Origin of the sequence: Candidatus Magnetominusculus xianensis (assembly GCA_001541255.1) — a bacterium.
Classification (GTDB): Bacteria; Nitrospirota; Thermodesulfovibrionia; order Thermodesulfovibrionales; family Magnetobacteriaceae; genus Magnetominusculus; species Magnetominusculus xianensis.
Genome location: LNQR01000019.1, coordinates 1 through 13,028 on the forward strand (window position 1 = coordinate 1; position 13,028 = coordinate 13,028).

General features: G+C 46.3%; 11 protein-coding genes. 7 read left to right on the plus strand and 4 right to left on the minus strand.

What is annotated here, in order from left to right:
* Nucleotides 1-250: 250 nt before the first annotated feature.
* From ASN18_RS01945 to ASN18_RS01970, 6 genes are all read left to right on the plus strand, one after another.
* On the plus strand, nucleotides 251-976 hold the full coding sequence (locus ASN18_RS01945) for a TlyA family RNA methyltransferase (RefSeq protein WP_085050984.1): 726 nt from the start codon (nucleotides 251-253) through the stop codon (nucleotides 974-976).
* A gap of 109 nt (nucleotides 977-1,085) precedes the next feature.
* On the plus strand, nucleotides 1,086-2,237 hold the full coding sequence (gene metK, locus ASN18_RS01950; protein WP_085050917.1) for a methionine adenosyltransferase: 1,152 nt from the start codon (nucleotides 1,086-1,088) through the stop codon (nucleotides 2,235-2,237).
* Between the two features lie 45 nt (nucleotides 2,238-2,282).
* Nucleotides 2,283-3,542, plus strand: coding sequence for an adenosylhomocysteinase (gene ahcY, locus ASN18_RS01955; RefSeq protein ID WP_157072784.1), 1,260 nt, complete (start codon nucleotides 2,283-2,285; stop codon nucleotides 3,540-3,542).
* Complete coding sequence (gene rlmN / locus ASN18_RS01960) at nucleotides 3,542-4,573, plus strand: dual-specificity RNA methyltransferase RlmN (protein WP_306688526.1); 1,032 nt, start codon at nucleotides 3,542-3,544, stop codon at nucleotides 4,571-4,573. Before ahcY ends, rlmN begins: the two co-directional genes overlap by 1 nt.
* 435 nt (nucleotides 4,574-5,008) lie before the next feature.
* Nucleotides 5,009-7,525, plus strand: a complete 2,517-nt coding sequence (locus tag ASN18_RS01965; protein WP_085050919.1) for a serine/threonine-protein kinase — start codon at nucleotides 5,009-5,011, stop codon at nucleotides 7,523-7,525.
* A gap of 113 nt (nucleotides 7,526-7,638) precedes the next feature.
* Nucleotides 7,639-8,745, plus strand: coding sequence for a two-component system sensor histidine kinase NtrB (locus ASN18_RS01970; protein WP_085050920.1), 1,107 nt, complete (start codon nucleotides 7,639-7,641; stop codon nucleotides 8,743-8,745).
* On the opposite strand, the gene alr is transcribed toward ASN18_RS01970, so the two are convergent.
* The 3 genes from alr to mobA form a co-directional block, all read right to left on the minus strand.
* Nucleotides 8,739-9,866: an alanine racemase gene (gene alr, locus ASN18_RS01975; protein WP_085050921.1), complete on the minus strand. Its 1,128-nt coding sequence runs from the start codon at nucleotides 9,864-9,866 to the stop codon at nucleotides 8,739-8,741. The two genes, ASN18_RS01970 and alr, sit on opposite strands and share 7 nt — an antisense overlap.
* Nucleotides 9,867-9,872: 6 nt before the next feature.
* Nucleotides 9,873-10,085 carry a twin-arginine translocase TatA/TatE family subunit gene (tatA, locus tag ASN18_RS01980; protein WP_085050922.1) on the minus strand — a complete coding sequence of 71 codons (213 nt, stop codon included), beginning with the start codon at nucleotides 10,083-10,085 and terminating at the stop codon, nucleotides 9,873-9,875.
* Between the two features lie 72 nt (nucleotides 10,086-10,157).
* Nucleotides 10,158-10,745, minus strand: a complete 588-nt coding sequence (gene mobA / locus ASN18_RS01985) for a molybdenum cofactor guanylyltransferase (RefSeq protein ID WP_236861435.1) — start codon at nucleotides 10,743-10,745, stop codon at nucleotides 10,158-10,160.
* 88 nt (nucleotides 10,746-10,833) lie between these two features.
* Here mobA and ASN18_RS01990 point away from each other — a divergent pair, with 88 nt between their 5' ends.
* Nucleotides 10,834-12,090, plus strand: coding sequence for a cyclic di-GMP phosphodiesterase (locus ASN18_RS01990; protein WP_085050923.1), 1,257 nt, complete (start codon nucleotides 10,834-10,836; stop codon nucleotides 12,088-12,090).
* A 7-nt stretch (nucleotides 12,091-12,097) separates the two neighbouring features.
* On the opposite strand, the gene ASN18_RS01995 is transcribed toward ASN18_RS01990, so the two are convergent.
* Nucleotides 12,098-12,589 carry a DUF3800 domain-containing protein gene (locus ASN18_RS01995; protein WP_236861436.1) on the minus strand — a complete coding sequence of 164 codons (492 nt, stop codon included), beginning with the start codon at nucleotides 12,587-12,589 and terminating at the stop codon, nucleotides 12,098-12,100.
* Between the last annotated feature and the right edge of the window lie 439 nt (nucleotides 12,590-13,028).

Consider the following 13,028-nt stretch of genomic DNA (forward strand, 5'->3'; position numbering starts at 1 on the left):
AGTCGTACTGCTTCAGACTTAAACTCTTCATCTTATCTTCGTCTTTCCATCTCCTACCTCCGTTTCTGTATTCTACCTTATTTTCTTGTCCTCTGAATCGGGGTAAGATCAATGCACAACTCAGCATGAATGATGGAACAATCTTCTGCAGACTCAGGATGGTTTTGTCCTCTTTCCCGATTAATATGTTATTATTTGTTTAATCAGCCGGTTATGTAATCTTGTGTTACCCCGGCACATTCGCAAAGACATGAAAAAGAGACTCGACATACTATTAACACAACGCGGCCTCGCACCGTCGAGAGAGAGGGCAAAGGCCCTGATTATGGAAAATAAGGTCTTAGTCTCCGGTCAGCCCGTTGATAAGGCCGGATGCACTGTTGACGAATCTGCCGAGATAACCGTAAGAGAAACCGAAGCGCCGTTTGTCAGCAGGGCAGGATTGAAACTATCTCACGCCCTCGATGAATTCAAAATCGATGTGACAGGAAAGACCATAATGGATGTCGGGGCATCGACGGGTGGGTTCACCGATTGCCTGCTTAAAAGAGGCGCTGGCCGCGTATTTGCTATTGATGTCGGCTACGGACAGCTTGCATGGGCACTTAGAAACGATGCAAGAGTTATTCCCATCGAGAGGACAAACATCCGCTATCTCGAAAGAGAGAAGATTCCATGCGCCGTAGATATGGTCGTCATTGATGTGTCTTTTATATCGCTCAGGCTTGTAGTGCCAGTGGTTTTGAGGTTTCTCCAGCCGACGGCCGCCGTTGTTGCCCTGATAAAACCACAGTTTGAGGTCGGCAGGGGTCAAGTTGGCAAGGGTGGTATTGTTGCCGAGGAGGACAAGAGACTGCGCGTCGTTGATGAGATGAAGGAGTTTTTTTCGTCATCTGGGCTATTCGTCCACAGTGTTTGTGAAAGCCCCATTCGGGGGCAAAAGGGCAATGTCGAATATTTTATTCATGCGTCGTGATAAATACCCACTGCCGTGTCCAAATATCGTTATAAAAAAATCGCATTTTTCTTAAGAATAGTGTTACTATATACATTCTATGTTGTAAGCATAAAAAAAGGAGGGAGATATGCCAAAGAAGAATTACTTTTTTACTTCCGAATCAGTAACGGAAGGGCATCCTGATAAGGTCGCTGATCAAATATCGGACGCCATTCTTGATTCGATAATCGCGAAAGACCCTACCGCAAGAGTGGCCTGTGAGACGCTTGTTACGACGGGGTTGGCTTTCATAGCCGGAGAAATTACGACATCTACTTATGCTGATATACCGTCAATCGTAAGATCGACAATAAAGGACATCGGATACACGAGGGCTAAGTACGGTTTTGACTACGAGACCTGCTCGGTCATCACGGCTATACATGAGCAGTCGCCTGACATCGCCATGGGGGTTGACCCGGGCGGGGCAGGTGACCAGGGGCTTATGTTCGGGTTCGCCTGTACTGAGACCGAGGAGCTGATGCCTGCAAGCATTATGCTGGCTCATAAGCTTGCCATAAAACTTGCCGATGTACGCAAAAAAGATATTCTGCCATACCTGCGCCCTGACGGCAAAACCCAGGTTACGATAGAGTATCGTGAGGGCAAGCCGCACAATATCAATAACGTCGTCGTATCAACACAGCACAGCCCCGACGTAACCCTGAGAGAACTTAAGGAAGACATCATAGAAGAGGTGATCAAACCAACCATCCCCAAAGAGCTGCTTGACGAGGAGCATATCATCTATCACGTCAATCCCACCGGCAGATTTGTCACCGGCGGCCCGATGGGTGACACCGGCCTCACGGGAAGAAAAATCATCGTTGACAGCTACGGCGGCACGGGCAGACACGGCGGCGGCTGTTTCTCTGGTAAAGACCCCACGAAGGTTGACCGCTCAGGCGCATATATGGCACGGTATATTGCAAAGAATATCGTAGCCGCCGGCATCGCAGAAAGGGCAGAGGTTCAAATTGCCTACGCCATCGGCATAGCGCAGCCCCTTTCAATCCTTGTCGATACGTCAAACACAGGGAAGGTCTCACACGAAAAGATAGTAAAGATAATCAGGGACAACTTTGACCTTACCCCAAAGGGTATAATCACCAAGCTTGACCTGAGAAGACCAATATATAAAAAGACAGCCTCCTATGGACACTTCGGAAGACCAGACCCCGATTTCACATGGGAAAAGACTGACATGGCCGACCACCTCAGAGCAGAGGCAGGCCTATAGCATTGCTATGCCATATTTAAATCGAAAAAAAGGAGAGTTTCTACAATGGTGAAACATGACGTTAAGGACATAGGTCTTGCCGGCCAGGGAAAGCTGAGAATCGAATGGGCAGAGATGGAAATGCCGGTACTAAGGTCGATAAAAGAGCAATTTTCAAAAGGAAAACCCCTGAAAGGCATGAGAATGGCCGCATGTCTGCATGTCACGACAGAGACGGCAAACCTGATGGAAACTCTGAAGGCCGGCGGGGCAGAGGTTGCCCTTTGCGCATCAAACCCGTTAAGCACACAGGACGATGTGGCGGCAAGTCTGGTGAAAAACTCAGACATTCCGGTATTTGCCATCAAGGGCGAGGACAACGACACGTACTATAAGCACATCATGGACCTCCTGTCCTTTGCGCCGCACCTTACGATGGACGACGGCGCCGATGTAGTCAGCGTGCTTCATAAAGAAAGGCAAGACCTGCTCTCAAACGTCATAGCGGGGACAGAGGAGACTACCACCGGCGTTATCAGGCTTCGCGCAATGGCCGAAAAGGGGGTCCTGCGCTACCCAATCATAGCCGTCAACGACGCGCTCACCAAGCACCTGTTTGACAACCGCTACGGCACAGGCCAAAGCACTATGGACGGGATACTAAGGGCGACGAACAGGCTGATAGCGGGTGCGGTGTTTGTTGTATGCGGTTACGGCTGGTGCGGGCGCGGCGTTGCGATGAGGGCACGCGGGATGGGCGCACGTGTGGTTGTGACGGAGATAAATCCACTAAAGGCGCTTGAGGCCACGATGGACGGCTACGACGTAATGCCTGTGATGGACGCCGCGAAGATTGGCAATATATTTGTCACAGTAACCGGCAATATAAACGTGATAAGCGAGAAGTGTTTCGGCGTGATGAATGACGGCGCGATTGTATGCAACTCCGGGCATTTCAATGCAGAGATAGAGCTGAAGGCGCTGACAGAGATGGCCGTAGGAAGGCGGGAAATCCGGCCTTTCGTAGAGGAATTTACACTGCCGAACAAGCGCAGGATATATGTGCTTGGCGAGGGCAGGCTGATAAATCTGGCCTCTGCCGAAGGGCATCCATCGTCTGTAATGGACATGAGCTTTGCGAATCAGGCCCTGTGTTCGGCATATGCTGTTACTAAACATGAAGGACTCAAGAACACCGTGTACAGTGTCCCTGAGGAGATAGACCGCGAGATAGCAAAGCTCAAACTAAAGTCAATGGGCATAAAGATAGACAAGCTCACAAAGGCCCAGAGCGACTATCTGAAGAGCTGGGAGATGGGGACATAATTGATCTAAAGACGCTGTCGCGCGCTGAAATTGGGGAATTGTTCCAGAAGATGGGGCTTCCCGCATTCAGGGTATCTCAGCTTATACATTGGATGTACGAGAGAAACGCGGTAAGCATAGATGATATAACCGAGTTTTCGAAGCCCTTGAGGGAAAAGCTCAAGGGCTTTTCGTATATAGGCGGCGTAAAAATCATCAAAAAGACAGACTCCCCAGACGGGACAATAAAACTGCTATTTGGCCTTGAGGACGGGCTTTCTGTGGAAGGTGTGCTGATACCGGACGAATACCGCCTGACGCTTTGTGTATCTTCACAGGTTGGCTGCGCTATGGGCTGCAGGTTCTGCCTTACGGCGACGATGGGATTTATAAGAAATCTGAGGGCTGATGAGATAGCCGGGCAGGTTACAGCCGTGCGGCGGGAGCTTAATGCCAATGCCAATTCAGAGATAACCAATATCGTATTTATGGGGATGGGCGAACCGCTTAAGAATTTTAACGAGGTGGTCAAAGGCATAAACATATTAACCGACTACATGGGGATATCAAAGCGCAGGATAACGCTGTCAACGGCGGGTGTGGTGCCGGAGCTTCAGAAATTATACAAAGAGATACCGGAGGTGAATCTGGCCGTCTCACTAAACGCAACTACTGATGAGACGAGGTCAGCGCTGATGCCGGTAAACAATAAATACAACATTGGGGCATTGCTGAGGGCGTGTGGGCGGCTGCCTATATCACCACGGCGGCGCATAACCTTTGGCTACGTGTTGATAAAAGGGGTAAACGATACGCAGGCTGACGCGCGGCGTCTGATTGCGCTGTTAAAGGGCCTGAGCGCGAAGGTTAATCTGATACCGTTTAACGAATATGACACTGCCAAATTCGAGCCGCCTGACGAGAAGACCGTCCTTGAGTTTCAGCAAATCCTGGTAGACAGACACGTCACCGCGTTTATACGCAAGAGTAAGGGGCGGGGCATCTACGCAGCCTGCGGACAACTTAAGACATGCCACGAGACGGACAACTGACTTACCGCAGCTCACACCTCATGACATAAAAAACTAACAACCACTGTAACCAAAGTCATAGACATACTCGAAGAATGCTGTTAGAATGTGGGAAGTGGGAAGGGCAGCTGTTGGCAGCAGCCACCCCTCTTGCAGTGAGTGTCGATATGGTCGGAATAACTCCGGAATAACTAGAGAAACCATATCGTCAATAAAAAAGGTACCTAATTATATCACATCAGAATTGTTGTGTAAAGGCATATCTTAGACCTAAATCCACCATCAAAATAAGCCACGGCACCAGTTGATGTTAGAGTTTATGGACAGACCCTTTATAGATAAGATGGTGTATAATATCTTCTGAAAATAACAACAAAACGCATATAGTGCGTTTGCCCTGGGAGAGTGTCTAAAGTTCTTGTATAAAACGCGGCATTTATTCTAAAATTGACGTCAATGAAGACGGCGGCAAGAAAGATACCTGATTGGGCGGCAGGGGGCGTGGTTGCGCTTCTTGTGATGCTGGCGCTTGCCTTTGACTGGTCTTCTTTTATGAAACTTGAGTATCTGACCTATGACCTTAGGAGTACCCTGAGGCAGAAAAAGGTATCAACTCCTGTTGTTATCGTTGGAGTAGACGAAGTAACGATTGAAAAACTCGGACCGCTGCCGCTGCCGCGCACGTATATGGCAGAGATGGTGCGTAAACTCAGGGAATACGAAGCTAAGACCATAGGGGTCGGGTTTATCTATTCAAAATCAGAATCCGAAAATGACAGAGGACTGTCTGCTCTGAGGGAAATCATGGGAAAAATAGATAAAGACCCCACTACGCCGCGAGTGGCTGGCATCCAAAAGGCACTTGTCGAGGCCGAGCACTCACTAAACACTGACCCTGTCTTTGCCGGTGCGATTGAGAATTCTAAAAATGTGGTACTACCTCTTTCATTTTACCTAACGGACAATGTAGCTGCAGAAGAAGATGCAAAGCCGCCGACTGCCGATTATGTAATGAAAAACTCTGTTAAAACAGATGGAAAGGGTACATTCTTAACTGCCCGCGGTATTGTTCTTCCCATAAGAGAGTTTGCCGATAAAGCACACGCGCTTGGTCATCTAAACATTGTGCCAGATAGCGACGGCATTGTACGCAGCGAGCCGCCTTTGATACTTTATAAGGACAGACTATTTCCCTCGTTTGCCTTTCAGCTTGCCCTCGCTTATAAGGGCTTAGGGATTAGTGAAATCACGATAATCGGCGGGATTAAGGCCGCCAAAGCATTGACAATTCCTCTGGATAAAAGTGGAAGAATGCTTATCAGTTACACCGGCAAGGCCTCAAGCTCTCCTTATTATTCGTTCCTTGATGTAATGAACGGTAAAATTCCAGCTGCGATGTTCAAAGATAAAATAGTGCTGGTTGGGCTGACGGCTGACGGGGGCGGCGCTGTCAACAAGACTCCTTTGAGGAGTAATTATAATAATATTGAAATAGTGGCTCAAGCGGTAGAAAATATCCTTAACTCTAATCATATAACACGTCCGTGGTGGCTCACATATGTTGAACTGCCCGTTATGCTGCTCTTTTGGGGCATTATTGCCTTTCTGATTCCACGAGTTAAGACGGTTGCAGGGGCTGTCATTGCAGGGGTGGTGTTAATCGCATGGGGCATAATCTGTATATATTTATTTTACTCGCAGGGGCTATGGGTAAAGATGTCATATCCGGCACTTGTCCTCTTTTTCGGATACATAGCCGTTGTGTCCAGGCAGCTTTTACTTGGTGAGGACAAGACCACGTCTGCTGATACCAGTGAAACGAATAAGATGCTTGGGCTTAGTCTTCAGGGGCAGGGGCAGTTAGATGCGGCATTTGAAAAGTTCAGAAAATGCCGTTTAGAAGATGCCACGACAAGGGAACTTCTATATAATCTGGGACAGGATTTCGAACAAAAAGGTATGCAAAGCAAGGCACAGGCCGTCTATGAACACATCATAAGTGCAGGTGATTATAAGGGACTTTCAGACAAGCTGAAAAAACTCAAAACGACCGGAGAAAAGGCTGCCCCTGCCGTTCAGCCGCAAGAGTCTGAGGCTACGATAATGATGATGGAGGGCACCGGCACGAAATCTACATTAGGACGTTATGAGGTACTGAGAGAACTTGGTCGTGGCGCTATGGGAGTTGTATTTTTGGGGAAAGACCCTAAGATAAACCGTGATGTGGCAATAAAGACATTGAGCTATGATGAAATAGATTCTGAACAGATTGTTGAGATAAAAACCAGGTTTTTCCGTGAGGCCGAGGCAGCCGGTAAACTATCTCATCCGAATATTGTACGAGTGTATGATGTTGGTGAGGACAAGAATGTGGCCTACATGGCAATGGAGCTGCTTGAAGGGACTGATTTGGCCAGATACTGTGCTAAGGACTCAAGGCTCCCGTTTGGAGAGGTACTGCGTGTGGTAACGCGCGTAGGTGAGGCGCTTGACTATGCCCATCAAAACGGTGTCGTCCACAGGGACATAAAACCGGCCAATATCATGCTTCTCAACAACAAGGAACTCCGTGTTACGGACTTTGGAATTGCAAGGGTCATGGAATCCTCAAAGACGCAGACCGGCATGGTGCTTGGTACACCAAGCTATATGTCGCCAGAGCAAATAGCCGGACGCAAGGTAGATGGGCGTTCTGATTTGTTCTCATTAGGGGTGGTGTTTTTCGAGCTTCTATTAGGTGAAAGGCCATTTAAGGGCGACAGCATCGCCACACTGATGTATAATATTACGAGTACTCCTCCGACGCCTATAAAAAAAATAGAACCACGAATCCCAAACTGTGTAGTGGAAATAATAGACAAACTGCTCCAAAAAAATGCGGAAGACCGCTACAGCCGCGGCAAAGACCTGTTAGACGCAATAAACAAATGCAAGAAAACCCTGGTAAAACGCCCTGCACCGCCTGCTCAATAGAATCGCTGCACATGCTAACCACTCCGTTAGGACTGCTTGGGGGCAATTGCACAGTTGATTTTAATCTGTATTAACATGTAACATATATCCCGTGAGGGTTGGTATTTAACTTAATGAGAAAGATTCTGATAGATAATATACTTCAGAGTATTCGTTCCGGCCTTGTGGTGCTGGACTATCACGGCATCATTGTTTATGCAACCAGCCCGGCAATGAAAATACTTGGCTATGAGGAAGAACAGTTCATCGGCAAGAGCTGGGGGGAATTATTTCTCCACACGGAGAATAACTCTGAACTCAATCAGATTATTATTGATGTAATCGGCGAGGAGAAGTTAAATCTTCACCGCGAGGTCAGCTATTTTTCCCCTGCGCGCCAGCACTACCAGCTTTCTGTTACTACATCTTATCTGCGTGAAACGAAGACCATTTCAGGTATTATCGTCCAGCTTGATGACATTACTGAACTTTCTGAGTTAAGGCAGCGGGAGAAGTTAATGATAGAAGAGAGGCAGCGGTTTTCTCTTGAGATGCTTGAGAGCATGAAGAAGATTTCGCTTTCCGTTGCCCATGTAATTCTCAATCCAGTTGCCAGCATTGGCGGTTTTGTTCGTCTGATGATGAAGAGAATCGACGAAGACAATCCACTCAGGCAATATCTTGAGCCTATCGGCGAGTGTACCGGCAGGCTTGAGGGCATCGTTAAGTCATTCAAAGAATACACTGACATCAAAACAGTACACTACGAAACCATCCACCTCATTACGCTAGTTGAAGGGGTTCGGCCTAAGATAGAATCTATAGCCAATAAGCTTGAGAAAGAGATTCGCTATCGTATAGATGTCGAGGACAACGTAACGGCTTATATCGACCCTGTGCTATTTATGATGGCGTTGGACGAAATCCTTATAAATTCCATCGAAAGTATCGAAGACGGCCCAGGTGAAATTGACATAATCGTCTATAAAGCCGCCTGTGGTATTATTGTTGAGATTAAAGACACTGGTTCAGGAATCGACAACAAACACATTCCATATGCATTTGACCCATTTTTTACTACAAAGACCAGCAACAACGGTATGGGGCTGTTTAAGGTCAGAAAAATTATCACCGAACACCTCGGCACAATCACAATTGAACGCAGGGAATTGCTTGGAACAAAGGTAATCATTCACCTGCCAGCAGATGATCTCCCGGCAAATAATCTCATGATTCAATAATGCTCATCACAACAATACGTGCGGCTGTTGACGCGGCCTAGTGATATTAATATCTCGTATGATATGGTCCCAGCCCATGCTGCTATTTCTGATGCCGTAATTTCTTTACCACCCTGCCGCCCGATGAGGATGACCTCTGTGTTTTCTTTTATATCGCAGCAGTCAGTTAAATCCACCATCGCCACATCCATACAAATCCTCCCGATAATGGGGGCAAACTGGCCGTTTATCAGCACATGTGCCTTGTTTGAGAGCGCCCGCGGATAGCCGTCTGCATAGCCTGTGCTGACAACACCGACGAGGCTTGCACGCTTTGTTACGAAAGTCCTGCCATAGCTTATCGATCTGCCGGAAGGTACTCTTCTGATATGTAAAATACGCGACTTAACAGTCATCACAGGTCTGAAGTCTGCCGTCTCAAGCCGCGGGTGTGACGGTTCAAGTGAGTCTGAGCCGTATAATACCAACCCCGGTCTCACTGCATCGAGGTGACTTGCGGGGAAAGACATAACAGCGGCGCTGTTGGCTATGTGCCATGTTGCATCTTTAAATAACCCCGACAACTCAGACCTTAAATGCAAATATCTCTCTAACTGCAACTCGGCAAAGCTCCTGTCCTTTAAATCGGCCTCTGAAAAATGACTCATAAACCCTGTCACTCTAACACCCTTTAATCTGCTTAGTGCCTTAATTCCCTCTATATCTCTGTCATAGAGAAATCCAACTCTGCCCATGCCTGTGTCTATATCGACGTGAATATCAATTTGCCGGTTTTGCTTTAACGCCTCAGCAGAAATGGTATCAGCCGTGCCCGCGCCATAGACGATAGGGGTTAACTCATATTTAATAATATCTGCAGCATCAATATTGTCAAAATAAACGAGGATTGGGATTTTTTGAATTCCGGCTTGACGCAGCTCCAAAGCCTCAGGGGCATAGGCAACCCCCAGACAGTATACGCCAAGTTTTTCAAGCGCTGAGGCAACCTCTATAGCACCGTGACCATAGGCATCGGCCTTGACCGTGGCAATGACCCTTCTGTTGTTCGTGAGGACTTTAACTAACTCATAGTTGTGTTTAAGGGCAGCAAGGCTTATTTCAACAGCAGTACCCCTTCCCATAGAGCACTATTTTGCTGCCTTTTCTTCCTTTGCTGCACCCTGCGCTGCCTCTGGTTTTTTTGGCGTTACGTCGATTTCATCATGATCACTAAGACCTTTTTTCAGGTTTTTTACAAAAGAGCCCATCCCTTTGCCCAACTCTGGAAGCCTCTGTGCGCCAAACAACACAACAACCACCACAAGTATCAATAACAGCTCTGGCATACCTAAACCAAACATTTACAACCTCCTCGTGAAACCGCAGTGGGGTCTCACATTCATACGCTCACCACTAGTTAATCATAACTTATTTCAATGACGATTATCAATGTATAGTAAATCCTCAGGCGTATTAATATTTATAAAACTGAGGCCTGCTGAGTCGGCCTGCTGTACTAGTTCTTCTTCGACATACCTTACATTAATGGTTTTTAGTATAGCGGCAAGGGATTTAACGCCGTTACTGATGGATTTTTCCAGCATTGGGACAATCCTCTTATGATACAGTGCAGCAAGGGGCTGTGGTCTTCCTAAGTATAGCGGGACAACGGCGTCGTAATCTTCAGGATATGATGTGATAAGCGCTATGAGTTCCTCTTTGACAAATGGCATGTCGCAAGCTACAAAAAAAGCCCTGTCATTCCTGCAATTAAGCAGGCAGGAGAGAATGCCGGTTGCTGGCCCTTTTTCGGTTAATACATCGCCTATTAAGATTTCAGCCTTCGGGAAATAGATATCTGGCTGATTTGTACTGATTATGATCTCATCAAAAAACCCAGCCAACAGATGCAGATTCCTGTCGATTATAGTCTGACCGCCAATCTCAATAAACGCCTTCAGAGAGGGGAAACGTTTATTCTCCCCGCCAGCGAGGACAACCCCTGAAATATTTGTGACCATATGGTTCCTTGAACATATTGTACCAAATTGGGTTGAATTATACCACTGATGTTTTGTATGATACGGACAGACCGGTGATGATAGGGCAATGAGAAAAAGAATCCCGACAAGCGCAACGCGCATAGGAATGTACGTTGACGGCTTTGACTCATCGTGGTTTAAAACACCTTTTCTCAAGCATCATTTCGAGATAAAGTCACAGAACCAGTTAGACAAAATACTGCAATCCGGCATAGACCATCTGTATATAGATACCGAAAAGGGGCTGGATGTCTTATCTGATGAAGAAATATACCCTGCACCCACCCGCTCAACACCGAAAAAAACTGCCGAACTGCCTGGAAAGCCCGTAAATAATCCCCATAAGCAGGACGAAAAGGCATTCATGGATTATATCAAGGCAATTAATGAACTCCTCCAAATAGACAAGCTATGTTTGGTAGAGTCAACGGCGGTTGATTTTGACCTCTTTGTAAAGATAGACATGAACATCATTCCTTTGTCTCTTCCGCGCAATAAAAAGGGCAGCTCTGTAATCACAAAAGAACTGCTGGCTTCCCCCGGCGACCTGTTGATTAGCCGCTGTGATGTGCAAAAATACAGGAATTATCTCACAATGATAGCAAAGGACTCCGGCTCAACCCAATCACTTGCCAGCAAAAACATGCTGATAAAAGAAAACGCCAGAATACTTATTCGTGAACTGTTCGACGACCACGGAAGCCACGAGAAGGTAGAGGCATGTAAAGATTCAGTTGAGAACATCATGTCATCGATAATAGACACAAAGGGTCTGATAACCAATCTGTTTACAGTAGACAAGCACGATTACTATGTCTATACCCATTCGGTGAATGTCTCAGTGTTTTGCGTAGCTACGGCCTTCGCGATGGGAATAAAATCCGAGGCTGATCTTTTTGCCATAGGCCTGGGCAGCCTTTTACATGACATAGGGATGATTACACTGCCGCCTGAGGTGCTGCATAAACCGCATCAACGCCTTACGGACTTCGAGACAGACTTACTCAAGGGACATATTTTTGAGGGGCTTGACATAATCAATCTATACAATGGTATTCCACCCGATACTATGTTCCCTCTGATAGAACACCATGAGAATCTCATGGGAACGGGATATCCAATGGGTCTGAAAGGTGATAAACTCCACCTGTCCGGCAAGATTATCTCCATAACAAATACCTATGATACGCTGACTACATCGCGGCCGGGATTTCAGGCAGTTTCACCGTATGAGGCGCTTGCGTATCTGCGCGACCATAACAGTCTATACGATGCTGACATTTTAAAGGAGTTCATATCCGTGCTTGGTAAATCAAGCCAGTAGGTCTTACTCATAGAGAAACACTTCGTTTCTGCAAACATACTATACACTGGCAGCCGGATGCGGGGGATGTGAGATGAACAAGGCCATGTATTACTCCGCCTTCGTTATCAAACTTCTTTGATATGATATCAAAACATTCTTGTTCATGATAAATATAATATCGTCGTAACTCATACGCTATCAAATCCGCATATTGAACCATCCTTGTCGCTTTGGAATCAACAAAGAGTGGAACATCAGACATGTTTACCAATTTATGCCCCCATCTATGCCCAACATCCCTAAATTCACGCGCAAGCATTTGAAGAGATGTTTCATAAGTTGATTTGTCTAAAATGATAAGGCCACGCTGTGGATTTCCATTTTTATAGATACGAGTAAGATATTGGTCAAATCTACTGGCTAATTGCTCAAAGGCGTATTCTATGGGATCTCCTGGTGATAAAGCCACCCTGTTTATGACATCACCGAAAAGCTTTATACTTTTACTCTGCTCCAAAAAAGATAGTGCTTTTTATAAGTTTCAAGCCTTTTAACTTTCTCTATTCCTCGCCAATGTTCTTTGCCATTGAAAATATTAACACCACGAAACTCTAAGCTTTTAAGGTTCTCAGGCCATACGTCCTTTGCTAAGGAATCCAATTTGCCACTTAGATAGTATGGGGTTTGTTCATAACAACACAAACCTCCTAAAATAACCTCTTTATCAGAGGCATTTTTAGCGGAGCCAGAATCACCCAGATAGAGTAAATACATCTTTTATGAGTGAAGGCGGCCAGGCAGACATATGTCTCAACGGACTGCAAAAGGCAACCCTCCCAACCGCTCAGCTATATTTTAACATATAAGATTATCTATTTTCAAAAAATTTGCTTCTTGTTCTATTATATTACCAGTTATATTTCCCAAACAATAGACAAAATAAACCATATGGTTAT

What these genes read in the sequence shown, in the direction of transcription:
- ASN18_RS01970 (WP_085050920.1), top strand. Translation starts at nt 7,639, where the DNA reads ATGAGAAAGATTCTGATAGATAATATACTTCAGAGTATTCGTTCCGGC.
- ASN18_RS01945 (WP_085050984.1), top strand. Translation starts at nt 251, where the DNA reads ATGAAAAAGAGACTCGACATACTATTAACACAACGCGGCCTCGCACCG.
- ASN18_RS01990 (WP_085050923.1), top strand. Translation starts at nt 10,834, where the DNA reads ATGAGAAAAAGAATCCCGACAAGCGCAACGCGCATAGGAATGTACGTT.
- alr (WP_085050921.1), bottom strand. Translation starts at nt 9,866, where the DNA reads ATGGGAAGGGGTACTGCTGTTGAAATAAGCCTTGCTGCCCTTAAACAC.
- mobA (WP_236861435.1), bottom strand. Translation starts at nt 10,745, where the DNA reads ATGGTCACAAATATTTCAGGGGTTGTCCTCGCTGGCGGGGAGAATAAA.
- metK (WP_085050917.1), top strand. Translation starts at nt 1,086, where the DNA reads ATGCCAAAGAAGAATTACTTTTTTACTTCCGAATCAGTAACGGAAGGG.
- ahcY (WP_157072784.1), top strand. Translation starts at nt 2,283, where the DNA reads ATGGTGAAACATGACGTTAAGGACATAGGTCTTGCCGGCCAGGGAAAG.
- tatA (WP_085050922.1), bottom strand. Translation starts at nt 10,085, where the DNA reads ATGTTTGGTTTAGGTATGCCAGAGCTGTTATTGATACTTGTGGTGGTT.
- ASN18_RS01965 (WP_085050919.1), top strand. Translation starts at nt 5,009, where the DNA reads ATGAAGACGGCGGCAAGAAAGATACCTGATTGGGCGGCAGGGGGCGTG.